This is a genomic window from Ruminococcus sp. Marseille-P6503, from assembly GCF_900604945.1.
GTDB lineage: Bacteria > Bacillota > Clostridia > Oscillospirales > Ruminococcaceae > FB2012.
On sequence record NZ_UWPB01000001.1, the window covers coordinates 113,145 to 137,397 of the forward strand.

General features: G+C 44.0%; 24 protein-coding genes and 1 other RNA gene. 17 read left to right on the forward strand and 8 right to left on the reverse strand.

The window, feature by feature from the left end:
- Window positions 1-63: 63 nt before the first annotated feature.
- Both EIH25_RS00460 and argF read left to right on the forward strand, forming a co-directional pair.
- A complete protein-coding gene (locus EIH25_RS00460) occupies window positions 64-1,242 on the forward strand; it encodes an aspartate aminotransferase family protein (RefSeq protein ID WP_124097979.1) in 1,179 nt (392 codons plus the stop codon).
- A gap of 195 nt (window positions 1,243-1,437) precedes the next feature.
- On the forward strand, window positions 1,438-2,355 hold the full coding sequence (gene argF, locus EIH25_RS00465; RefSeq protein WP_124097980.1) for an ornithine carbamoyltransferase: 918 nt from the start codon (window positions 1,438-1,440) through the stop codon (window positions 2,353-2,355).
- Between the two features lie 112 nt (window positions 2,356-2,467).
- Here argF and EIH25_RS00470 read toward each other — a convergent pair whose 3' ends face one another.
- A complete protein-coding gene (locus EIH25_RS00470; protein ID WP_164489112.1) occupies window positions 2,468-3,436 on the reverse strand; it encodes an asparaginase in 969 nt (322 codons plus the stop codon).
- 377 nt (window positions 3,437-3,813) lie between these two features.
- Here EIH25_RS00470 and EIH25_RS00475 point away from each other — a divergent pair, with 377 nt between their 5' ends.
- Together EIH25_RS00475 and EIH25_RS00480 are read left to right on the forward strand one after the other, a co-directional pair.
- Window positions 3,814-5,124, forward strand: coding sequence for an alpha-amylase family glycosyl hydrolase (locus EIH25_RS00475; RefSeq protein ID WP_124099601.1), 1,311 nt, complete (start codon window positions 3,814-3,816; stop codon window positions 5,122-5,124).
- A gap of 20 nt (window positions 5,125-5,144) precedes the next feature.
- Complete coding sequence (locus tag EIH25_RS00480) at window positions 5,145-5,762, forward strand: M15 family metallopeptidase (protein WP_124097982.1); 618 nt, start codon at window positions 5,145-5,147, stop codon at window positions 5,760-5,762.
- A gap of 141 nt (window positions 5,763-5,903) precedes the next feature.
- On the opposite strand, the gene EIH25_RS00485 is transcribed toward EIH25_RS00480, so the two are convergent.
- On the reverse strand, window positions 5,904-6,770 hold the full coding sequence (locus tag EIH25_RS00485) for a DMT family transporter (protein ID WP_124099603.1): 867 nt from the start codon (window positions 6,768-6,770) through the stop codon (window positions 5,904-5,906).
- Window positions 6,771-6,790: 20 nt separating this feature from the next.
- Window positions 6,791-7,189 (reverse strand): DUF3783 domain-containing protein, encoded by a 399-nt coding sequence (locus EIH25_RS00490; protein ID WP_124097983.1) that lies wholly within the window; start codon window positions 7,187-7,189, stop codon window positions 6,791-6,793.
- 391 nt (window positions 7,190-7,580) lie between these two features.
- On the opposite strand from EIH25_RS00490, the gene EIH25_RS00495 reads away from it, so the two are divergent.
- From EIH25_RS00495 to EIH25_RS00505, 3 genes are all read left to right on the forward strand, one after another.
- Window positions 7,581-8,438 carry a pyridoxamine kinase gene (locus tag EIH25_RS00495; protein ID WP_124097984.1) on the forward strand — a complete coding sequence of 286 codons (858 nt, stop codon included), beginning with the start codon at window positions 7,581-7,583 and terminating at the stop codon, window positions 8,436-8,438.
- 36 nt (window positions 8,439-8,474) lie between these two features.
- Window positions 8,475-8,978, forward strand: coding sequence for a tRNA (cytidine(34)-2'-O)-methyltransferase (locus EIH25_RS00500; protein WP_124097985.1), 504 nt, complete (start codon window positions 8,475-8,477; stop codon window positions 8,976-8,978).
- Window positions 8,979-9,167: 189 nt separating this feature from the next.
- The gene (locus EIH25_RS00505) at window positions 9,168-10,040 is read left to right on the forward strand and encodes a DegV family protein (RefSeq protein WP_124097986.1); all 873 of its coding nucleotides are present in this window, start codon (window positions 9,168-9,170) and stop codon (window positions 10,038-10,040) included.
- A gap of 596 nt (window positions 10,041-10,636) precedes the next feature.
- On the opposite strand, the gene EIH25_RS00510 is transcribed toward EIH25_RS00505, so the two are convergent.
- Window positions 10,637-12,007, reverse strand: coding sequence for a cohesin domain-containing protein (locus EIH25_RS00510; protein ID WP_124097987.1), 1,371 nt, complete (start codon window positions 12,005-12,007; stop codon window positions 10,637-10,639).
- Window positions 12,008-12,355: 348 nt separating this feature from the next.
- The gene (locus tag EIH25_RS12340) at window positions 12,356-12,529 is read right to left on the reverse strand and encodes a hypothetical protein (RefSeq protein ID WP_164489113.1); all 174 of its coding nucleotides are present in this window, start codon (window positions 12,527-12,529) and stop codon (window positions 12,356-12,358) included.
- 556 nt (window positions 12,530-13,085) lie between these two features.
- On the opposite strand from EIH25_RS12340, the gene leuC reads away from it, so the two are divergent.
- From leuC to EIH25_RS00530, 4 genes are all read left to right on the forward strand, one after another.
- On the forward strand, window positions 13,086-14,351 hold the full coding sequence (leuC, locus tag EIH25_RS00515; protein WP_124097988.1) for a 3-isopropylmalate dehydratase large subunit: 1,266 nt from the start codon (window positions 13,086-13,088) through the stop codon (window positions 14,349-14,351).
- Between the two features lie 156 nt (window positions 14,352-14,507).
- Window positions 14,508-14,894 carry a hypothetical protein gene (locus EIH25_RS00520; RefSeq protein ID WP_124097989.1) on the forward strand — a complete coding sequence of 129 codons (387 nt, stop codon included), beginning with the start codon at window positions 14,508-14,510 and terminating at the stop codon, window positions 14,892-14,894.
- A 30-nt stretch (window positions 14,895-14,924) separates the two neighbouring features.
- Window positions 14,925-15,404 (forward strand): 3-isopropylmalate dehydratase small subunit, encoded by a 480-nt coding sequence (leuD, locus tag EIH25_RS00525; protein WP_124097990.1) that lies wholly within the window; start codon window positions 14,925-14,927, stop codon window positions 15,402-15,404.
- A gap of 162 nt (window positions 15,405-15,566) precedes the next feature.
- Entirely contained in the window at window positions 15,567-16,637 is a 1,071-nt protein-coding gene (locus EIH25_RS00530; protein ID WP_206425669.1) for a branched-chain amino acid aminotransferase, read from the forward strand.
- Window positions 16,638-16,739: 102 nt separating this feature from the next.
- Here the strand turns inward: EIH25_RS00530 and EIH25_RS00535 are convergent, their stop codons facing one another.
- Both EIH25_RS00535 and EIH25_RS00540 read right to left on the reverse strand, forming a co-directional pair.
- On the reverse strand, window positions 16,740-16,919 hold the full coding sequence (locus tag EIH25_RS00535) for a hypothetical protein (protein ID WP_124097991.1): 180 nt from the start codon (window positions 16,917-16,919) through the stop codon (window positions 16,740-16,742).
- A 73-nt stretch (window positions 16,920-16,992) separates the two neighbouring features.
- Complete coding sequence (locus EIH25_RS00540) at window positions 16,993-17,970, reverse strand: diacylglycerol kinase family protein (protein ID WP_124097992.1); 978 nt, start codon at window positions 17,968-17,970, stop codon at window positions 16,993-16,995.
- Window positions 17,971-18,177: 207 nt separating this feature from the next.
- On the opposite strand from EIH25_RS00540, the gene EIH25_RS00545 reads away from it, so the two are divergent.
- The 6 genes from EIH25_RS00545 (at window position 18,178) to EIH25_RS00570 (ending at window position 22,832) form a co-directional block, all read left to right on the forward strand.
- Entirely contained in the window at window positions 18,178-18,993 is an 816-nt protein-coding gene (locus EIH25_RS00545; RefSeq protein ID WP_164489114.1) for a hypothetical protein, read from the forward strand.
- Window positions 18,994-19,044: 51 nt separating this feature from the next.
- Window positions 19,045-19,548 (forward strand): small multi-drug export protein, encoded by a 504-nt coding sequence (locus EIH25_RS00550; RefSeq protein WP_124097994.1) that lies wholly within the window; start codon window positions 19,045-19,047, stop codon window positions 19,546-19,548.
- Between the two features lie 397 nt (window positions 19,549-19,945).
- The gene (gene smpB, locus EIH25_RS00555; RefSeq protein WP_124097995.1) at window positions 19,946-20,416 is read left to right on the forward strand and encodes an SsrA-binding protein SmpB; all 471 of its coding nucleotides are present in this window, start codon (window positions 19,946-19,948) and stop codon (window positions 20,414-20,416) included.
- 5 nt (window positions 20,417-20,421) lie between these two features.
- Window positions 20,422-20,790: an MmcQ/YjbR family DNA-binding protein gene (locus EIH25_RS00560; RefSeq protein ID WP_124097996.1), complete on the forward strand. Its 369-nt coding sequence runs from the start codon at window positions 20,422-20,424 to the stop codon at window positions 20,788-20,790.
- Window positions 20,791-20,798: 8 nt separating this feature from the next.
- Window positions 20,799-21,156, forward strand: a transfer-messenger RNA (tmRNA) gene (ssrA, locus tag EIH25_RS00565).
- A gap of 452 nt (window positions 21,157-21,608) precedes the next feature.
- Window positions 21,609-22,832, forward strand: a complete 1,224-nt coding sequence (locus EIH25_RS00570) for an HD domain-containing protein (RefSeq protein ID WP_164489115.1) — start codon at window positions 21,609-21,611, stop codon at window positions 22,830-22,832.
- Window positions 22,833-23,283: 451 nt separating this feature from the next.
- Here EIH25_RS00570 and EIH25_RS00575 read toward each other — a convergent pair whose 3' ends face one another.
- Window positions 23,284-24,222 (reverse strand): DUF1848 domain-containing protein, encoded by a 939-nt coding sequence (locus EIH25_RS00575; RefSeq protein WP_124097998.1) that lies wholly within the window; start codon window positions 24,220-24,222, stop codon window positions 23,284-23,286.
- Window positions 24,223-24,253 lie beyond the last annotated feature (31 nt).

The window sequence follows — 24,253 nt, forward strand, 5'->3', positions numbered from 1 at the left end:
CAGACCTGTGCTTTTGCAGTCAGCCTCAAACAGCGGGCGCGGCGGAAAGGAATGATTATATAAATGAATACGATCGAACAGTTCAACGGGCACGTTATGCCTACCTACGGACGGTACGATTTGGTGCTTGAAAAGGGCGAAAGCCGTATTGCCGTAGATGAAAACGGAAAGGAATACATAGACTTCGGCTCGGGCATAGGAGTCAACAGTCTGGGCTTCTGCGATGAGGACTGGGTAAGGGCTGTCTGCGGGCAGGCGCGTAAAATTCAGCATACCTCGAATTACTATTACACAAAGGTTCAGGCTGATTTTGCGGAGAAGCTCTGCGCTCTTACAGGATACAGCAAGATGTTTTTCGGCAATTCGGGCGCCGAAGCCAACGAGTGCGCGATAAAGCTTGCGAGAAAATACAGCTTTGATAAATACGGCAGGGAAGCCGGAAGAAATATTATCATTACTCTGGTAAACAGCTTTCACGGCAGAACCCTCGCCACCCTTTCCGCTACCGGACAGGAGGTTTTCCACAACTATTTCTTTCCCTTTGTCGGGGGCTTTGTAAATGTCAGAGCGAATGATATCGGCGATCTGAAGGTCAAGCTTGAGGAAAACGACGGAAAGGTATGCGCCGTTATGTTTGAATTTGTTCAGGGGGAGGGCGGAGTTGTTCCTCTTGAGCAGGATTTTGTGGACGCGATTTTTGAGGAATGCGGAAAAAGAGATATTCTTACAATCGGCGACGAGGTTCAGACCGGAGTGGGAAGAACGGGCAGGCTGCTCGCAGGTGAAAACTACGGAAAACGTCCGAATATATGCACTCTTGCCAAGGGTCTTGCCGGCGGCGTTCCTATAGGAGTATGTCTGGCGGACGAAAAATGCTGCGACGTGCTTACGCCGGGAACTCACGGGTCTACCTTCGGAGGAAATCCTATATCCTGCGCGGGAGGAAACGCCGTACTGGATAAGGTATCAGGCGAGGGCTTCCTTGAGGAGGTAAACAGAAAGGCTGAGTATTTCAGGGAAAAGCTTGCTCAGATTCCCGAGGTTGAGGGCGTCGACGGTCTGGGGCTTATGATAGGCGTAAGGCTTAAGACTAAAAAGGCAGGAGAGATATGCGGAAAATGCCTTGAAAACGGACTTCTGATCCTTACCGCAAAGGAAAAGCTGAGATTTCTGCCGCCTCTTACAATTTCCTATGAAGAAATTGATAAGGGGATAGAGATACTTAAAAAGGTGCTTTTATAACCTATTCACCGATGAGCTAAAGCTCCCGCGGTGAGGCTGCCCTGTCGCAGCCGATGTTAAGCAAGCTTACATTGGGCTTGGCTCCGAGTTAAACGGCGCCGCATAAGTCTTACCCGTCTGACGCGTATAAGGCATGCTTTTAAAGCGGTCTGAATATGTATTTCGGCGGACAAATATTTAATGGAGGTAATTAATATGAATCATTTGCTGAAAATGCTCGATCTGTCAAAGGAGGAGATCGTTGATATTCTGAATCTTGCGGATCAGCTTAAATATGAAAACAAGAACGGAATCCAGCATCATCTGCTTAAAGGCAAGACGTTGGGAATGATTTTCCAGAAGTCGTCCACCCGTACCCGTGTTTCCTTTGAAACGGGAATGTATCAGCTGGGCGGACAGGCGCTGTTTCTCTCAAACCGCGATCTTCAGATCGGACGCGGCGAGCCTGTTCAGGATACGGCGCGGGTGCTTTCACGCTATATTGACGGTATTATGATCCGTACCTTTGAACAGAAGGAGGTTGAGGATCTTGCGGAATACGGTTCTATCCCCGTAATCAACGGACTTACGGATTTCTGCCATCCCTGTCAGGTGCTTGCCGACCTTATGACGATTCGTGAATTCAAAGGGCGCTTTGACGGACTCAAGATGTGTTATATAGGCGACGGAAACAATATGGCGAATTCTCTTATCGTGGGATGCCTTAAGGTTGGAATGGAGGTATCCGTTGCCTGTCCTGAGGATTACCGTCCTGCCCGGGAGGTTCTTGAGTTTGCGAAGAAGTACGGAGAAAAATTCTTTATAACGGACAGTCCTCTTAAGGCTGCTGAAAATGCAGACGTTCTGTTTACGGACGTCTGGACTTCAATGGGCGAGGAAGCTGAAACGGAGAAGCGCAAGGCAGCGTTCAAGGGCTACCAGATAAACGACGAAATAATGGCTGCCGCAAAGCCTGACGCAATGGTTCAGCATTGTCTGCCTGCTCACCGCGGGGAGGAGATCACCGCGGAGGTATTCGAGGCTCACGCCGACGAAATATTTGAAGAGGCGGAAAACCGTCTGCACGCTCAGAAAGCCGTTATGGTAAAGGTAATGGGCGGAGAAAAGGAATAGCTTTTGCAAAAATCAGGCTTCTGAAAAGAGATATAAGGCGCTGATATAATATAAGAGGGCGGCAACGAACCGCCCTCTTATGTTTTTAAGTCTGTTATTTTCAATCCCTATGCTATTTTACCGTTTCAAAGTAAATGTCGGTGTTCATGAATTGTTCTGTGGGATATTCTGTCTGATTTATTCCGATAAGCAGCTTTATATATGCTGAAACGTCGGATATTCTGCCTAACGGTTTGATACCGGCTTTAAGCATTTTATCCAGAGAAGCGTAGATGTTTCCTCCGCTTTTCACGCCGCACACATACAGCGGTATTTTCCTTTCACTGCATTTTTCAGCCAGCAGAGTTATATTCCTGCCGGAGCTTTTGCTGTCCGTGCAGGCGGTGGCGCTGTGATAAGGGACGAACAGTACCGCGCCCGCGCTTTCGGGAATGTTATAGGCTGTAAAATCAATATCCGGATAGCCGTATATTTTAAGCACGCTCTTTTCAAGCTTCAACGGCTTTCTCAGCAGAGGCTCAAAGCGTTTTCTCAGCATTTCTTCGCTTATACGGTAAAACTCATCTCCGCCGTAGGAGGAAAACCTGTCAAGACAGGTATCCGCCGGAAGCATACGGGTAGAAAGATAGACCTTTTCATAGACGGTGAAAACGCCGCGGTATTTTCCGTCTGAAATTATCTTTACGGCGCAGGAGAAATTATAAAGCCCGTTTGTTCCGCTTTCGTTGAGAGGACGGTTTGCGGCAATAAGTATCACCGGAACGGGAGAATGTCTGAACAGCATTCCTACAAATGCCGCCGTATAAGCAAGAGTATCGCTTCCGTGAGTTATGATTACTCCGGAATAGGCTTTAAAATCAATGCGGGAAAGCTCGTCTGCAAGCAGCTCCCATTCGCAGGAGGTTATGTTTTCGCTCAGAATATTCATGATCCTGCGGCATTCAAATTCAATACTGTGTCCGTAAATGCTTTCATACTGGCTTATAAGCAGATATTTTCCGCTTTCGTCAACGTCGGTGACGCCGTTGTCAGAAATACTGCCGATGGTGCCTCCGGTAAAAAGCACTAATATTTTTTTCATATATATCATATTCTTGTTAAGGGAATATGCACTCCTTTCCGTTTCTTATTTCATAATATTTTCCAAAAAATTCCAAGGTAAACTATGTTATTTTTATCCGCTTATTGTACAATAACCGGAATATTGCTCAGGTTTTTTTGCACATTTTATCATATCACTTTAGCTGTGAAAAGTCAAGAATTGTGCATAATACACAAATATCTTGAAAATTTTGCTGTAAAATCAGTATTGTATTAACATAGAATATCTGATATAATTATTATTGTCCAGATAAAACGGAAAAATTATTGCAATTAAGGCATTCAGAGAATGCTCCGACGGAATCGGCGGAATACTGTTTTCTCTGAATACCGTAACCGGAAAGGAATGTTGTGAAAATGTGGGCATATGAAAGCGTATTTTATCAGATCTATCCGCTGGGCTTCTGCGGAGCTCCGTTTGAAAACGACGGGGTCGTAAAGAACAGAATAAGCAAGGTGAGCGAATGGATACCTCACATAAAGAAGCTCGGCTGCAACGCGGTTTATTTTTCGCCTGTGTTTGAGTCGGATACTCACGGCTACAATACGAGGGATTACCGCAGGATCGACTGCCGTCTGGGAACGAACGGGGATTTTGCCGAGGTTTGCAGGGAGCTGCATGAAAACGGAATAAAGATAGTGCTTGACGGAGTGTTCAATCATGTGGGCAGGGGCTTCTGGGCTTTTCAGGACGTGCTGAAAAACAGGGAAGCGTCGCCCTATAAGGATTGGTTCCATATTGATTTCGGCGGAAGCTCAAATTACGGCGACGGCTTGTGGTACGAGGGCTGGGAGGGTCATTTCGATCTTGTTAAGCTTAATCTCCGCAACCGAGAGGTCGTAAATCATATAATGGACTGCATAAGAGGCTGGACCGAGGAATTTGATATAGACGGTCTGCGGCTCGACGTTGCTTACTGCCTTGATTTTGATTTTCTTAAAGAGCTGCACGGCTTCTGTAAGTCGCTGAAGCCGGATTTCTTCCTGCTGGGAGAGCTGCTCCACGGCGACTACGCCCGCTGGGTAAATCCTGAAATGCTTGACAGCGCCACCAACTACGAATGCTATAAGGGGCTTCATTCCAGCTTTAACAGCATGAATATGTTTGAGATATGTCATTCGCTGAAAAATCAGTTCGGGCCTGAAAACTGGTGCCGCTACAGGGGAATGCACCTGCTGTCCTTTGTGGACAATCACGACGTTTCAAGAATAGCAAGCGTGCTTAAAAACGAAAAGCACCTGCCGCTTATTTATGCGCTTATGTTTGCAATGCCAGGAATACCGTGTATCTATTACGGCTCGGAATGGGGAGAGAAGGCTGATAAAAGCCAGGGCGATCCGGCTCTGAGAGTATCCTTTGATAAGCCTGTGAGCAATGAGCTTACCCAATGGATATCCGCACTTGCAAAGGCTCACAGGGAAAGCAGGGCGCTTTGCCGCGGCTCGCTTTCCGTTCCTGTGCTTACGAACAAGCAGTGCATTATTGAGCGTGAGTTTGAGGGAGAACGGGTGCTTGCGGCGATAAACGCAGACGGCGAAAGCTTTACCGCACACTTCGACGCCCGCTGCGGAAGAGCGGTTGATCTGATAACCGGAAAGGAGCACGACTTCGGCGGCGGAAGCGAGCTGCCGCCGTATTCGGCTTTTCTATGGAAGTGCGAAAGGTAAAAGCAAAACAGGAGGGGGATATGATACCGGTATTTACTTCGCAGGAGCTGCCGGAAAGCGTGATCAAAAGGATTAGCGGCGTGACCTACCGCGAGAATCCGCATATAAAGCTTTCCGAGCTTTCCTATCTGAGGGTAGGCTATATTGATTTTGAAGGGAATACTCAGGTAGGGGAGCTGATATGCGGCAAAAGGCTTTCCAAGGATATGCTTAATATTTTCAGGGAGCTTTATGAAGCCGCTTACCCAATAGAAAAGATACGTCTTGCCGATGAATACGGCGGAGACGACGACAGAATAATGGCGGATAACAATACCTCATGCTTCAACTACAGAACCGTTGCCGGAACGGATACGATCTCTCTTCACGGCTTCGGCAGGGCGGTCGATATAAATCCGCTGTATAATCCCTATATAGCCGGCGGCAGAGTAATGCCTGAAAACGCACTGCCCTATGCCGACAGGACTAAGGATTTTCCGCACAAAATAGACAGGAACGATATATGCTATAGAATTTTTACCGCTCACGGATGGAAATGGGGCGGAGAGTGGAAGGAGTCAAAGGATTATCAGCATTTTTATAAGCCAAAGGTCAAAGCGGCGGGGCTTTTAAAAGCAATTTTCAGAAAAAGGGTCTGAAAAGCAATAAAACGAGTCTGCTTCTCAAAGAAGGCAGGCTCGTTTATTTTGGCAATCGGTATAATTTGATTCGTAGCAAAGCCCGATGTAAGCTTGCTTAACATCGGCGCCAGGTTATATTACGCCGGAATGATATCTGGTTTATGATTTTTTTGCGTCTGTATTATGCCATACGTTATTGTAGAAAAATACAAGCACAGCCATAAGAATTATTACCGCGTATCCGAAAAAGCTCCAGCGGTCGGGAACATCGCCGAACAAAATGTAGCCCAGAATCGTTGTAAAAATAAGCTGGGAATAATCGTAAACGGAAATTTCTCTGGCAGGGGCGTAGGTATAGGCGGCGGTGATAGCGAACTGACCTCCGGCGGCGGCAGCTCCCGCGCCAAGCAGGCAGAGAAGCTGGGAAGCGGACATGGGCTGAAAATCCGCAATCATGAACGGCAGACAGAAAAGACATGAAAAGGCTGAAAAATACGCGACGATATAGGCGCCCTTTTCGCCCCGGCTTCCCAGATATCTTACGCAGGTATATGCAAGTCCGGCGCCCATTCCTCCGAGGAACCCAATAAGGGCGGGGAAAAATTCAACGTTTGAAAAGCTGGGCTTGATAATAAAAAGACTGCCTATGAACGCGCATATCACCGTTATTGCCTGAAAAGCGGTTAGACGCTCCTTAAGGAAAAGGAAGGAGAATAATATCACGAAAAAAGGCGACATTTTATTCAGCATGGAAGCGTCCGAAAGCACCATGCGGTCAATGGCGTAAAAATTGAACAGCATTCCGGCAGTACCTGCCAGCGCCCGCACAAAGAGTATCGGACGGTTGCTTTTATGGGTTATTCTGAACGGAATATGATCCTTTTTCAGAATAAACAGCGCGAAAAACAAGGCTATAAGGTTTCTGAAAAAGGTTTTCTGAATAGTGGGCAGCTTTCCTGACAATCTTACGAATACCGACATAAGCGCAAAGCAGAAAGCGGAAAGTATAATGCAGATTATGCCCATATATTTATTTTTCGGCTTTGTCAATTTCCGAAGCCTCCGTTCAAAGCTTTATGCTCCTTGGAAAGCTCGCCGATCAGCGCGGAAAGCGTCCATGCCTGATTAGTGGGAGTGCATACCGCCTTAAGGCTGACGCTTACCGAGGCGCTTCTCATTGCCTTTATAAAATTGTCAAGCCGACGGCGGTCTATTCCGTTGAAAATTATACATTCCTCTGCGGGAGGATTTTCACATACGGCGTTGCGCTGCTTGAAACCCGGAAAGCCGCACAAAAACCCTATCTGTTCGCAGGACTGGGACGCTGTTACCGTCCGGTATTCAATATTTTCCTCTGAGCAGAGCGCCGTCAGAGCGGTATGCTTTTCGGGAGCAAGGTTAAAGCTTAATATCAGTGGCTTCGCCGTTACTATTCTTGATTTCATCCAATCATTCCTTTATTTTTGTCTGATTCCGTTTTAAACGGTTTTGACTGTATCTGAGCCGAATAAAATATATGCTTGTTATCCGTCTGCTTTTAGTATTATACTACTTTTGATCGATTTATGCAACTGACTCAGGGATTATTGCGGCATTACAGCCGGTCAGCGGGCGAATTTTAAAAAACTATTGAAAATCAGAGGGGCGTGTGTTATAATATAAAATATATCGGTTAGGAAATCATAACGTGAGAGCTTGAAAATACTGCTGAAAAGCTTTAAAGCTATGATCGGGGGCTTGAGCTCCAAGCCGGGAATACACAAGCTATATTTGAACAGAAACGGAGGAAGACGGGTTCGTATTGTTTTTTACATTCAATGCGTTCGCGGCGTTTTTATGACAGGTCCAAAAAGAGTTGCGGCAATACATGATATTTCGGGAATAGGCAGATGTTCGCTTACCGTAATAATTCCGGTGCTGTCGGCTATGGGCGTTCAGGTCTGTCCGGTACCTACCGCCGTGCTTTCGGCTCATACCGGTTACGGCGAGTTCGTAATGAGGGATCTTACGGATTATATCAGCCCCGCTCTTGAGCATTATAAAAAGCTCGGGACTGAATTTGACTGTATTTACAGCGGATTTCTCGCGTCCGGAGAGCAGATAGACCATTGTCTGGACTTTTTCGCAAGCTATCCCCAAGCGCTCAAGGTAGTGGATCCGGTAATGGGAGACGGCGGCAAATGCTACGCTACCTATACTAAGGATATGTGCGACAGAATGAGCGAGCTTGCGGCTGTAGCCGACATTATTACCCCTAACCTTACGGAGGCGGCAATACTTCTGGGGGAGGAATACCCGTCCGCTCCTATGCGCAGCAGCGAAGCGAAATCGTGGCTTGCAAGGCTTGCGGAGCTTGGACCTGGAACTGTGGTAATCACAAGCGTTCCCGTTGCCGAGGGAGGGATCGCCACCTTAGGCTATGATAAAGAAAAAAGCAGCTTCTGGAAGATAATCAACGATTATGTTCCCATAAGCTATTCGGGCAGCGGAGATATGTTCGCAAGCGTTCTTATCGGAGGTCTGCTCAAGGGCGACAGTCTGCCTATCGCTATGAACAGGGCTACTTCCTTTACCCAGCTTGCAATAAAAACAACCTACAGCTACGGAACCAAGTGGACTGACGGTATAATGCTCGAAACTCAGCTGCCGTGGCTTACTGGGTATCAGGAGCTGTCGGATTTCACCGATCTGTAGCCAGGCTCTGAGAATTTTTAGCTGAGGACGTGTAAAATGCATAAGCTTAATATAGTTCTGGTAGAACCGCAGATACCGCAGAATACGGGTAATATCTCCAGAACCTGCGCGGTTACGGGCGCGGCTCTTCATCTTGTAAGGCCTTACGGCTTTGAAATAACCGATAAACATCTGAAGCGCGCCGGGCTTGATTATTGGGACAAGCTTGATATTTTTCAGTATGATAATATCGGTGAATTTTTCAGGCATAATAACGGAGAATACTATTTTTTTACGACCAAAGGAAAAAAGGTGCACAGCGACGTAAGCTATCCTGCGGATAAAGCCGTGTACATAATTTTCGGCAGGGAGGATAAAGGTCTTCCGGAAAAGCTGCTGGCTGAGAATTATGAAAAGTGCGTCAGAATACCGATGAGGGACGAGCTGAGAAGCCTTAACCTTTCAAATTCCGCCGCCATCGCCTGCTATGAGGTTCTGCGGCAGTGGGATTATCCCGATCTTGGCAGGGAGGGAAAGCTGAGGGATTACCGCTTGGATTAGAGCTTCTCCTGATTTCAGGAGGATAAAAAATCAATAGATTAAACAGTGTGATTTGTTACAGGAAACAGGGATACGAAAGCTTTGTATATGATTTAAATACCGCGGATTAACCTATCGTTACAGAATAGAGGTCCGGTTACCGACAGCACGAAAGGAGGGACGCTCTCTGTCAGGGAGCGTGTAGGAACAATGGCAAAAATTAAACTGCTGACAGATTCTGCGTGTGACATTACCAAGGAACAGGAGGAGGCATTTGACATTCAGGTCGTGCCCTTTAAGGTCGCAATGGGCGACAAAAGCTATGTAAGCAGAATTGACTTTGACAACGAAAAGTTTTATAAGATGATGGACGAGTTTGACGGACTTCCGGCAACCTCGCAGATAACCGTCTTTGAGTATGAGGAAATATTTGAAAAGATTTTTGCGGACGGCTATACCGATATTATAAATGTAACTATAAACAGCGAGGGAAGCGCGACTTACGGAAACGCCGTTATGGCAGCAGCTAATTTTTTCGAGTCGCACCCCGAGCTTAAAGACGAATGTCATATTTACAATATCGACAGCCAGGGATATACTGGAGGCTACGGTTTTCCGATTTTGCAGGCCGCCGCTAAAATCAGGAGAGGCTGTACCGCAAAGGAAGCGGTGGATTATATACAGGACTGGGTGGAGAACTGCGTGATCTTTTTTGCGCCGTATTCGCTGAAATACGCCAAGAAATCCGGCAGGATACCGTCAGCCGCGGCTTTTGTCGGAGAAGTAATGGGACTGCGCCCCGTTATGAGGATACATGACCATAAAATAGCGACAGAAAGCAAGGTCAGGGGCGACAAGGCAATAGTTCCTAAGATCGTAGAGCTTTGCGCCGACGAGATCATACCTCAGACGCCGTACTGCGTTGTTTACGGAAACGATGAAAGCGTGCGGGACGAGATTGCAAGGGCGCTTACCAAAAAACTGGGCTATCCGCCGGCTGAATATTTTCAGATAGGCGCGGCTATCGCAATTAACGCGGGTCCGAAGGTAACGGGAGTTATTTTTAAAGGAAAAAATAAATAACAGGCTCCGCTTCTGGAACGCGTATGGAGAAGGTGGAATTTAAGAGGACAGAGTTGATGAAAAGGCGCTGCGGTTTATCCGCATCGCCTTTTTAATTTTCCCCGTTATTATGATTACATGATAATGTTTCAATAATAAAGCTTACTCCGAATCTTACTCCGGCAGTCCATGAGCCGTCCGATTCTGCGGTAAGCATTTCGCCTATAAGGCTGTCGATTTTCTGCTGCTGCTGTTTGTCGGCGCTGCATTCCGACAGGATCTTAAAGATCTCGGAATATGCCTCCTGATATTTTTTGTTATGTTTTAAAACGTCTTTGATCTCATTGTCAAAATTATATATCAGCTTTTGTAGCGAAGTGATATAAACCCTCCCCTTTCTGTTAAAAAAATATTTTTAACCGTTATTTTATGTATGATATTATATATTATGTGTCGAAAAATGTCAATAAAATAATAGAATATTTTTTCTGATTTGGGATTATACACAAAATTTGTGAGGGTATAAGCGCGGTATTTAGTAAAATATAAGTGTTTGACTGACGCGGTAATAAACCGCCGGAGCCGAAATAAAAATGAATCCGGCGGTTTATATAGGTTTAGTCTTGTTCTTTTTCATTTATCCTGTTATAAATCACAACGAACAGCGACCACAGTATTTCGGCTGTGCATACCAATGTAACGATTATCCGCAAGGGACGGCTCTTTATACCGGTGGAAGGATTAACGTCCGGGGAAGAGATATCTGAATTTTTTTCCGCTTCCTGAGCTGCGCTTAGCGCCGCGTTTTCAACCGCCTGACTTTCTCTGTCCGCGCTGACGGCAGATTCCGTTTCTGTACCGTGTTCAAAGTCAGAACCGCTGTTATCTGAATCAGAGGAGGCGTCCGTTTCATTTGCGCTTTCGGACGAATTTATAGGAACAGCTTCTATAGCTTCAACAGAAAATTCGGAATTTTCCTTGAGAAAGTAAAGCTGTACGAAAATATCGCCGGAAACAGAATTTGGGTCAATACAGCCGGAGGTCCATGTATCACTGCCTGATCGGTGCGTCATATTGCCGTACGACTGCCACCGACCGTTGACAAGCATACCGATCCCGCCGTTTACGCTTCCGCTGGTAGAAATATTTACCTTAATGCTGTAAAGCTTTGAAAAATCAGTTATATAATCTGACAGGCTGAAGGAGCAGCCTACAGGCTTTTCGGAATTAAAATCGCTGTCTTGGGTTTCATATGTAAAAACCGGACAAGCGTCGTCAGTCTGGAGAACCTTCGAATCGGAGGGATCAGCCGAAGTTACGGTTTTTGATTCCGGGGTGGACGCTTCGGAATCGGTATCGGATACCGTTTTTGCCGTTGTTCGCTCTGAGGCTGACGGTTTGCCGGCTTCTTCCCGACTAGAAAGCTCAGTGTTGTCAGAGCCGGAAGCCGCTGAATCAGAAATGCTTACCGTAAGGGGAGAAGCTTCCGTCGGAGCGGAATATGCAGAGCTTATGTACCCTGAGCCGCTTGAAGAAACCATGTTTTCAACCTCTGTCCAGAAGCTTATTTTTCCGTTTGCGCCGCTTTTGACCGTAAAGGTAGCAAGCGCAAGGTCGGTAGCGGAGGTTATGTTTGAGTTGACAAGATTTGCGCCGATTATTCTGACGATTCCCTTTGAATAAGCGTAATCGGTCACAACGGAGAATTTGCTGTCCGCCTTGTATGCCGAATCTGTTTCCGCTGGAATGTAAACCTCTACCTTGTTCGGATCGTAATGCAGATTTACAGTAAAGCCAGCCGCGCCCGTTTCGTTCGGTATAAATCCGACGGTAACATTGAGCCTTTCGCCTTCTTTTGCCGAGGTCTTGTCCGCGGTCAGGGTTATCTCGTTGTCTGCCGAAGCCGAAGTAGCCGGCGAAAGCAGCGAAGTCGCTATAAGAACTGCCGCTGCAAGCGAAAGAGCAAGCTTGTTTACTTTAAGTTTCATTTTACCATCCTCCTGTTGTTTTTATTTTCCCTTGCGCTGCTGATTATGGGGTCGCCTTTCAGCAGGTGTACAAAAATTTTAGCTTGATTTGAAAATACTGCGTTTGGTACATGGATTATATCACAGCCGCAGTGCGATAGTCAATAAAAAAACGTCGAAAAAACTGCGGCTTTACGGCTGATTGCTGTGTTTTGAGCTTAAAGCCAAATGAATGCGGCGATTAATATTGCACAACACAATATATGCTGTAAACAAATTTAAGAAACGCGGGGATTTCAGCAGAGGCTTACGGGGATTTTGGCGTAAAATGTATGTAGCCGCAGCAGCGTTTTCTGCGGCATTCTGAAATTATTTCATCATCATATTAATGCCTTCTACCATATCTCCTATGGCGTGAAGCGCGCGTCCGGCGTTGGACTTCAAACGGCGTTTTTCTCTTGACGTCGCATTTGCAACGGCATAAGTTATCGCTCCTGCGGTAAGTCCGACGGAAATTCCCTTGGCAATCGAACTGATCTTCATTTTTACGCTACCTCCTTTCAATATTTTGTGGTTTGCGCAGCAAAATTCCGATTTATTTCGTTAAAACATGGTTCAGGTCTGTTACTGTCATAAAGGCGGCTTGCTCCGCTGTTATTATTTTTTGATACGGTGTGAAATTAATTCAAGGATAGTTATGCTTGAATTAAGCGCAAAATTAAGGCAGAAGCCTCAAAGTTTACCTCCCGCCGGATATTGCGGTTAGTGCAATTAGTTACTGAATATTCCGCTTTTGTTTCATATTTTATGATAAATTTTAATACGGATTTGAAAAAGACGCAGTGTATAAGCCTATTGCGGTAAATATTTTCAATATTAAAATGTTTGTTTTAGCTAAAATCCTCATAACGCAAACGTTATAGATAAACATTATTCATATTTAATATAACTTTTATGTATTTACATATACTTTTTAAATGTGATATAATAATATTATCTTAATCGCTGTCAGCGGTAAATTTTTGAATCAATTAAGCATTGCCGTTTTATATTTGACAGGAACAGCGGCTTTCTATATAGAGAAGGGAGTAAGGAATATATGGGTATGACAATGACGCAGAAGATACTTGCGGCTCACGCCGGACTTGACGAGGTCAAAGCCGGACAGCTTATTATGGCAAAGCTCGATCTTGTGCTGGGTAACGACGTTACTTCGCCGGTCGCTATCAACGAATTCAATAAGGCTGGTTTCGATTCGGTTTTCGACACTGAAAAAATCACTATGGTAATGGATCATTTTACGCCGAACAAGGACATCAAGGCCGCCGGTCAGTGCAAGCAGTGCAGGGATTTCTGCGGAGAGTATAAAATTAAGAATTATTTTGACGTTGGAGATATGGGTATTGAGCACGCTCTGCTGCCGGAGAAAGGCCTTGTGGCTCCCGGCGACTGCGTTATCGGCGCGGATTCCCATACCTGTACATACGGCGCGCTCGGCGCTTTTTCAACGGGAATAGGCTCTACCGATATGTGCGCCGGAATGGCAAAGGGAAAGACCTGGTTCAAGGTTCCCTCCGCCATTAAATTCAATATAACCGGAAAGCTTCCGGAATATTCGGCGGCAAAGGACGTTATTCTTCACATTATCGGATTGATCGGAGTTGACGGAGCGCTTTACAGATCAATGGAATTTTCCGGCGAGGGTCTGAAAAACCTTACTATGGAGGATAGGCTCTGCATGGCTAATATGGCTATTGAGGCGGGAGCTAAAAACGGTATTTTCGCTGTTGACGAGGTTACTCTTGACTATATAAAGGACAAGGTAGACAGGGAATACAAGGTCTATGAAGCGGATCCGGACGCCGAATATGAGGCGGTCTATGACATCTGTCTTGACGAGATCAAGCCTACTGTGGCGTTTCCTCATCTTCCCGAGAATGCAAGGACCTTTGATCAGATTGGCGACATCAAGATCGATCAGGTTGTGATCGGCTCCTGCACTAACGGAAGAATTGAGGATATGAGATGCGCCGCCGAGATACTCAAGGGCAGAAGGGTTGCGGATAATGTAAGGTGCATAGTTATTCCCGCTACTCAGAAGGTTTATCTTCAGGCTATGCAGGAGGGGCTGCTGGAAATTTTCATTAATGCCGGCTGCGCCGTTTCAACTCCTACCTGCGGACCGTGTCTGGGAGGACATATGGGAATACTGGCTAAGGGCGAAAAGGCGGTAGCTACCACCAACAGAAATTTTGTCGGCAGAATGGGTCACCCTGAATCCGAGGTTTATCTGGCTTCGCCTTATGTCGCCGCCGCTTCGGCGGTTACCGGAAGAATATCGCAGCCGTCTGAGCTGACGGATTGAATCTCGCGTACCGCGGCCGAATATTTCAGGCGTGCGGTAAGTATAAAATAAAAGGGAACTTCTTGGGGTAATATGTGCTGTTGTCAGCGGCGGCAATAGTCTGCCGTAAGGTTTGATGAATCGGCTGCGGCGCTAATTATTTAGGAGGATTCATAAATGAAAAATTACATTCGTGAAATATTCTGGGATATAATTCTTAGTATTATTACCAAGAAGTACGGAACCTCCCTGAACGACGATCAGAGGGAGGATAAGGCGGATGAAATGGTCGAACAGCTTCGCGCGGAAAATAATTTTACCGTTGAAATGACTCAGGCGCTGCTTGACAAAAAGGGAATGAATAATTTCTATACGTCGAATATAAAGGGACAGCCTGTTTACGGTATCGTTAAAGAGGGAATGTTTCATAAAGTAAAGACCTGCTATTTCATTTCCCGTAACAAGGATGAGATAACGTCCCAGTATCTGGAGCAGGTTTACGAGGAGCTGAGGAAACAGGCTATGGGTGAAAATATTTTCAATTCGCCTGACTATAAAAGCTAAAAATATATATGAAAGGCAGGTTGTTCTGCAATGAAAGCACACGGCAGAGTACATAAATACGGAGATAACGTTGATACGGACGTTATCATTCCGGCAAGATATCTGAATACTACCGACCATAAGGAGCTTGCGGCTCATTGCATGGAGGATATAGATACCGAATTCGTCAATAAGGTAAACGAAGGCGATATAATGGTAGCGGAAGCAAATTTCGGCTGCGGTTCATCGAGAGAGCACGCTCCGATAGCCATAAAGGCCAGCGGTATTTCCTGCGTTATCGCCAAAACGTTTGCAAGAATCTTTTACAGAAATGCAATAAACATCGGACTTCCTATAATAGAGTGTCCTGAGGCGGCTGAAAAAATAAATGACGGCGACGAGGTTGAGATCGATTTTGAAAGCGGCGTGATCACCAACAGGACCAAGAACGAAACCTATCAGGGACAGGCTTTTCCGGACTTTCTCATAAATATTATCAACAGCAACGGTTTGCTTAACTCGCTGAAATAATTTAAGCGAATCAGGCAGCGCGTAAAAGCGCTGTCTTTTATTTTGCAGGAGAATACGGGCAATTATTCATTACAAGCCAAAAAATTTGTCCCAGCTACTTGAAAATTATAATAAAGTGTATTATAATTAGATTGAACAAAATTTATGAAAGAAGGATTTTGTATGTTGGATATCAAAATCGAGCGTACCGCGGCTCCAAAGGAAAAGCCGGCTGATGAAACTAAGCTTGGCTTTGGTCATATTTTTACAGACCATATGTTTATTATGAATTATGATACGGGTATGGGCTGGCATGACGCAAGAATAGTTCCTTACGGAGAAATTTCTCTTTCTCCTGCCGCAATGTGCCTGCATTATGGTCAGGAGATTTTTGAAGGTCTGAAGGCTTATCGTACAGCCGACGGAAGCATTCAGCTTTTCAGACCGGACGAAAACTTTAAAAGAATGAATGTTTCTGCCGAAAGAATGGTAATTCCAAAGCTGAACGAGCAGGATTGCCTTGACGGCCTTTTGGCGCTTTTGAATATCGAGAAGGATTGGGTGCCTCATACCGAGGGCGCTTCGCTTTATATCAGACCGTTTATTATTTCAACCGATCCGTATGTAGGCGTAAGACCCGCTGATCATTATATGTTTATGATAATACTTTCACCGTCGGGCGCGTATTATTCGACGGGGCTTAATCCGGTTAAGATATACGTTGAGGACAAGTATGTTAGAGCTGTAAGAGGCGGAACGGGCTTTGCCAAAACTGCCGCCAACTACGCTATTTCGCTTGCCGGTCAGGACGAGGCTCATAAACAGGATTATGAGCAGGTGCTGTGGCTTGACGGCGTTGAGAGAAAGTATGTTGAAGAGGTAGGCTCGATGAACATCTTCTTTGTAATTGACGGAGAGGTTATTACTCCCGCGCTTACCGGATCGGTTCTTTCAGGAATTACAAGAAAATCCGCTATTGAAGTATGCAGGGACAAGGGATATAAGGTTACCGAAAGAAGAATATCCATTGAAGAGGTCGCGCAGGCCTATGACAGCGGTAAGCTTGACGAGGTTTTCGGCACAGGAACTGCCGCGGTTATTTCACCTGTAGGTCATCTTAAATGGGGCGATAAGATCATGGAGATCAACGACAATAAGATCGGTCCTGTTTCTCAGATGCTTTACGATACGATGACGGGGATTCAGTGGGGAAAAATCGAAGATAAATACGGCTGGATTTTCCCGGTAAAATAATTTCGGATAAATACAGCCTTCAAAAAATCCGCCGCGCTTTATGTTCGGCGGATTTTTTGCATAGAAAAACGGCTTCCGCAGAAAAGGGAAGCCGTTAAAGGGTCAGTTTTTCTTTCGGCAGAAGCCGAGCACATAAAACAGCCACAGCATTGTTACTGAAACCGCACATACAGTTCCTGCAAAATCGCTGTTGAAAGCGAAAGAACATACGCAAACCAGCGCGGCATTGACCATCAGAGTAACAAACAATGCAAGCGAAGCTTTTTTGATTTTAAAGTTCAAGCGTTGATCAATTCCTTTCCTGAATCAAGCAGAGTATCCTGCTTTACTATAATTATCGGCTTAATTCCTCAGGTTATACGCCGTCCTGTGTTTCCGTAGCGGAATCGTCTGGAAGCTTATCCGAATCTATTGCATTAATAAGCTGCTGCTCTGCGGTTTTGTCGTCGGGCTTTACCATAAACCTGACAGCCTGCTTATGGCTGACAATTTCAGCTTTTGTGTGCGAGCCTCCCGCTTCGCCGTCAAGAGTCCATGCAATTTCACAGTCTGATGTAAAGCTGACCTTAGACGTCTTGAATTTTACAAAGTTTTTGTCGGTGAGCTTGTTCAGCGCGGCGTCGGCTAGCAGGCTCTGAAGCATAAGCGGACTTGCGGGAGTTTTTACAAGAATAACTTCAAACAGACCGTCGTCAAAGCAAACGCCTTCCGATATCAGCTTTTTCATTCCGCCGATTGAAACGGTGTTTGACACAAGTCCTAGAATAAAATTACCCTGTATGATTTCGTCGTCATGCTCCACCGTCATTTCATATCCGGTATATTTAGGCAGACGCTTGATCGCTTCGGCAATATAGGCGGCATGACCGAAAATATTTTTTGCGTTCTGAGAGGTTTCGTAGGATACGTCGGTAAAAGCGCCGAAGCCGGCAACGTAAACGTAATATTCACCGTTGAATTCTCCTACGTCATAATCAAAATAAACTCCGTCTACTATTTCCTGCGCGGCAACGGACATTTTTGTGGAGATCCCCATGCTGGACGCAAAATCGTTTGTCGAGCCGGCTGGAATGTAGCCGAGAGGTATTTTTTCAGCCTGCGCCATCATTCCTTTTACTGCTTCGCTGAGCGTTCCGTCTCCGCCGGATACCACTATCAGATCAAACTCTGAAGCGGTATTTTTGATTTGATTATATCCGTCCAACGGCGCTTGCGTAGGATAAGCGGTCACTGTATATCCGCCTTTGGTGAATATGTCTATAATATCGCAGAGATTAGAACGGACAGCCCCCTTGCCCGCCTGCGGGTTATAGACAAATAATAATTTTTTCATCAATATATTTCCTTTCTTTTATCTTTATCTCTGTTCTCTAAGTTTATATTATTGATAAAAATTCGTTTTGCTTTTATTTCTTATATTATTATAGCATAATATGCAATAATGTCAAGGATATATTAATTGTTTTTGTGGAAAAATTCTTATAGCTTTTCTATTTACTTTTTTTATGATCTGTGATATTATAAAAACTGGGGTGCCGCAATGAGGACTTTGAAAGCTGCAGTTGTTTCCGCAGTGATCATAATTGCTTTTTCTTTTGTATGCGGGCTTTTTGTTATGTGTATGGTATGGCTGGTCAGCGGCGCAAGGCTTGACGTTTTCGAGCTGTCGATCATTTATCGTTTTTCGGTATTTGTATGTATTGCGGCTTTATGTATTCTGCGGCTGGCTGACTGCGTTGGGAAAAGCATAATGTACCGCAGGATTGCTCATATAATGGAAACTGACGGCGCAACGCTTCAGCTGTATGCTATGCTGAAAAATCAGGCAGACAACGCAAGAGGCGCAAAAGCGAAGGCGACTGCTTTGCTGACTTTTGCCTCATACCTAACAGAGGGCGGTCATTACAAAGAATGCTATGAGATACTGGAGAAGATTTCTCTTGAAAATTTAAGCCCGTTTTATCAGGACGAGTATTTTAACGTTTATCTGTACGCCAGGCTTTTGGATGGAGATATGGACGGCGCCGGAGAAATATACGAAAAAGCGAGCTCAAACTTTGAAAGGGCAAGGCTGAGAGAATATAATATGCCGGTCCTTCATACGCTTGGAGTATACGAATATGCTAAGGGGAATTATACTCAGGCTGAAGCTCTGCTGCTTCAGGCGAAGAACAGCGCTCCGACAAAGCAGGCGAAGGCTGACTGCAGCTTGTATTTAGGTCTTTGCTATCTGAAAACCGGAAGAAAAGAATATGCCAAAGCGGCGGCTCTGGAGGCGGCGGGACAAGTAAAAACAGTATATCAGAAAAATAATTTGAAAAAGCTTATGAAGCTTGTAGAGAAAGCTTACGCTTAGGCAGGAAAGGTTATATTTTTGCTGACAGTGGACGGAAGAAAGGAAAATTTTATGAGTGACGCATTGATCAATTGGTTTACGACAACGCTTGACGGTCTGCCAAAGGAGCTTATTTGTTTTATCATATCTATGGTTCCTATTCTGGAGCTTAGAGGAGGGCTGGTCGCGGCGGCTCTTTTCAATATTCCTATAGTTCAGGCTATTCCCATCTGCGTTATAGGCAATATAGTGCCTATCCCGTTTATACTTTTGTTTATCAATAAAATATTCGCCTGGCTGAAAACGACAAAAAAATTCGGAGGATTTATAACCAGATTTGAGCAGAAAACGCTTGCCAAAGGCGATACGGTCCGAAAATACGAATTCTGGGGACTGCTTATATTTGTGGGCATACCGCTTCCGGGAACCGGAGCGTGGACGGGCGCGCTGCTGGCGTGTCTGCTTGAGGTGAAGATGAAAAAGGCGGTTCCTGCAATCTTTTTCGGCATTTTGCTTGCAACGGCTATAATGTGCATTATAACCTATCTTATTCCCTGGATAATCGCAGCGCTTTAATTCCCGATAAATTTCTGTATCCGACTGTAAAAATAATTAAATGAACAAGACCCGGAAAGAATCAGCTTGCCGGGTCTTAAATTATAACCTAGCGCCAGGCGTTCGCCTCTCTTAGGCGGCGGGTTCCATTCAGTATTTCAGTAGGGGAATTAATCCCCCTACTGAAACCCTGAGGAGCTAGAAGCTCTTCGCTGTCAAAAGACAGCGTTTGGCGCAGGTTGCTTCGTCGCAGCCGATGAAAAGCCACGCTTACATCAGGCTTTGCTCCGAATTAAAACCGACAAATATTTGACGTGATATTGTTTTGCAAAAACTGACAGTAAGATCGATTTTAATATACTTGACTTTACAGAAAATTGGTGCTATAATAAAGTTTACTGCAAAGGAGGTGCCGTATGTGGCTATAGATAAAAGCGGAACGAAGCAGATAGCCGATAACCGAAAAGCAAGACACGATTATTTTGTGCTTGAACAGATCGAATGCGGCATCGAGCTTGTAGGGACTGAGGTCAAATCAATAAGAAATGGCGGAGTAAACCTGAAGGACAGCTGGTGTTCTGTTGACGACGGGGAGATGTGGGTAAAGGGTATGCACATATCTCCTTATGAGCAGGGCAATATATTCAATAAGGATCCGCTCAGGGTAAGAAGGCTTTTGCTGCATAAGCGTGAGATAATGCGTCTTTTAGGAAAGGTAAAGCAGGAGGGGCTTACGCTTGTTCCGCTTGCTCTTTACTTCAAGGGCAGCAGGGTTAAGCTTGCGCTGGGAGTGTGCAAGGGCAAGAAGCTGCATGATAAGCGCGAGGACATGGCCAAAAAGGCGGCTCAGAGGGATATTGAAAGAGCGCTCAGGGACCGCGGAAGGTAACGTTAATGAGCACTGAGGATTTCATAAAATACTGTCTTTCAAAGAAGGGCGCATATAAGGATTTTCCTTTCGGAGAGGACTGTACTGTTATAAAGGTAGAAAAGAGGATATTCGCGCAGTTTTTCACGCTTAAAGGTCAGGAATCTGCTACCTTCAACTGCGACGCTATGACTGGAGATTTTTACAGAAGGCTGTATCCGGGAGTTGTTGTAAGAGGGTATCACTGTCCGGCGGTTCAGCAGCCGTATTTCAATACTTTGCCTTTGAATGGTTCGGTTGAAGCTTCGGTAATATTAGAAATGATCGATCACAGCTATAAAACTGTAGTCGGCAAGCTTCCGAAATATATACAGAAGCGGTTGGTCGATCAATAAATAAAAACGGGGGCGTAAAGGTTTCGACGGGGATCTTGAAGCACGATAAGCGAGTAGAGGAGCGCACTCTCTTTAAACGGCGTACGTTTTAAAATTAAACGACAACGATAATTTTGAATTAGCAGCTGCTTAATGCTGCTCGTCTTACCTTTGAGTACCACGGCTTAGGATAAGGCGCCGACTAGTGGTGAACGTCATTGAGTGACGGCTGTAGCTCTTTGATGTATTGCAGTCTACCGATAATATTTGCCTGCTTGTTTGCGGATATTAAAGGGAAACGGAGCGATCCGGAATAACAAGCTACACTCGTAGAAATTCGTGGGGATAGGTTTTCGGACAGGAGTTCGACTCTCCTCGCCTCCACCATATAGCATAAAAACCACGCATTTGCGTGGTTTTTATTTATTTTCCCCATGAGCCTTTGCTTTCTCCGGTGTATAAAATATTTTGTCCAAGTATTGACTTTTTGTCATCTTGTGGTATATAATTTAAGTAAGATTTATTTGTCGATATAAGCTTAATATGAAAAAGAAGAATGCTATCAAACTAACAATTGGATTAATGAATTCAGTTTTTATGCCAGTCGAACTGAATAATTGCTTTCAGTATTTAACTGATTATCTGCGCGGGTTATATATCTGTATGCATTTACTGTTCCCTGAAGTTAAAAGAAGTGCAGTTATTATAAATAAATGGTCGGCTTGTACAAAAAAGTTTAGATGATTCTTAATTGTAAATCGTATCGATGTTGAAAACATAGCAGATGTTTTCAACAGGGTCGAAGGTGAAATTACGTTTTAATAATGATTGGAAAATATATGAATAACTATTTTTTGTTTAGCGAAAGTGAAAGAAAATATCTAGAATCCGTAAATTTGTCATATGACGAGGCTTTATCTCCGTACGCTTCTAAAAATGATTCCGCTGTGAGGAGAAAAACACCCAGATATGACATCATTCGTCCGCAATATTCCTATGATGTTGATTGCATACTTTATAACCCGTTATATAATAGATACGCTGATAAAACTCAGGTTTTTTCATTTTATAAAAATGACGACTTAACCCGCAGGGCCTTGCACGTACAGTTAGTATCAAAAATAGCAAGAACAATCGGACGGGCCTTAAAGCTCAACTTAGATCTGATAGAAGCAATAGCTCTTGGTCATGATATGGGTCATACTCCGTTCGGACACAAAGGCGAGGAGTTTTTGAGTATATCGTATCAGAAAGGGTGCAGAAAAACAGGCGTACCGGTAAGATATTTCAATCATAATGTACATAGCGCCAGATTGTTCAGATATGTTTTGGGAACCAATATATCGCTGCAGACATTAAGCGGTATTTTGTCGCACAACGGTGAAAAAGGCTATAAGGAATATACTCCGTCAACGCTAAATACTTTTGATGAATTCGACGAACTTTTGGAGCAATGTTATTTAGAGGATAAATTTCATAAGAGACTAAGACCCAATACTTTGGAAGGGTGCGTAGTTAGAATAAGCGACAGGATCGCCTATGCAGGAAAAGACAGGCAGGATATGTTTCATGCCAAAATGATAACTGAAACCAAATTCAAAGAAAGCAGGCTTATTGGTACGAGAAACAGCGATATAATTTCAAATTTAATAATTAATTTGATAAAAAACAGTATCGATTCTCCCTCGCTGAATATGGATAAGGAAGTTTTCGATGATTTTGAAGACTTAATATCTGAAAACAATAAAATATATTCCTCAGATGAACTTAACGAGCCATACTATAAAATCATACGACCGCTGATGTTCAAGTTATATGACCGTCTGCTGGATGACGTTATAAGTAAAAATTATAATTCACCCATATTTAAGCATCACTTAAACAATACCATTTTAGGTAACTGTTATCGTGATAAAACCTCAAGACGCATTATTGCGGACCCTAATGAAGCAGTCGTTGATTTTATAGCAAGTATGTCTGACGACTATTTCATTGATATATGCAGGTATTTGCATATCGACGACCAGTTAGTCGGCGAGATTAAGTATCATGAGTATTTTTGAAGTTCGGAAATAATTAAACTATAAAGAAGTCTATCAAGATATGACCGACTTCATATAACCGGCTTCTTATTTTCCGGCATTTTGAAATGCTGTAAAGCGGGAGAGCTTACATTACGTCAGCCCTCCGCTTTGCTTTTTCTTTTTGAGATTCAACTTTTATAAAGCAAATTTTGTCCAATAACATAAAATGCTGAAAATCCTGAATTTATAGGATTTTCAGCATAAAAAGCAACGCGGCTTAAACTTTTTAGAGTTCAAACTGCGGTAGGTTTATCAATTGTGTTGTGAATATGAAATAGATATTTGCTCAGTGTACAATGCCGTTGCTCGATTACCTCGCACTTTTTTGTGAAAAGTGTAAGCGGCATAAAATATCCTGTTACCACAAACTGATAACGGGAATTGTGTTAGGACTGTCACGGTTTGATGAAACATTTGACACATATTTTGTTTACATCCACATCTTTAATTGTGTATCAATCATTGATTTAACTTTCCTGTCTGTGATTTTATCATCTTCGCCAAGAAAACTACAAAGCAATGGTGAATTCGCATCATATTTATTGAAATTTGCAAGAACGGTATTCTTGCTGTAATTTGCATAACAATATTTACATTCGTGCAGACAAGTGTTATACACACCAATATCAATACTTTCAACACAGCCGCATTCATCACGTTGATTTTTGTCTTTTGATACCGACAGCCATCCGCCTGCAAGCTTTTCAATCAGTTTGTCATCAATACATTTCCCATGTTCAATACCAAACTCACTCAAATCAATTTCCTCTGCGCAGGTATTTATAGTGAAATTTTTTCTCTTTGCAATTTCAGAAAAAGCTTTTGCAATTTGTCTTATACTTTCAAAAGAAAGCTCCGATATATTATTGTTTTTGAAATTCGTTGCGTTCTTTTTGTAGTAGTCTACAAAGCTGATTACACATTTTCCAAACTTTCCATCTAATATTTCAGCAAGTTTTTCAAAATACTTGAAGTGATATTCAGCTGTATATTTTTCGTTAACTATGATCGGATCATATCTCCAGATAACTCTTTCCTTGCCAATTTTGTCTGAAAGTGATTTAAAAGTCTGTATTAATTCCTTATCCTTTGACGGAACGCTCGGTTCAATGTCTTTGGCATAAGAATTAAGCGTAAATTGAAAATAATAGTTATAATCTTTCAGTTCATCAAGCCGCTCCAACATCGGCTTGGGATTTTTCGTCCAGAACACTATGCAGTCGACAACGTCAGGGGTAAGTTTTATCCTGCTTATCTGATGAGTATTCATAGGATTTCTCACAAGCACATCCCCGGCTTTTATTCTGTTAAAAAACCATTCCGAATAGAAAGCAGGTATATCTGTTCTTCGGCTTGCACTGATTATCATTTTATCACCCCATTTACATATTACATCATAA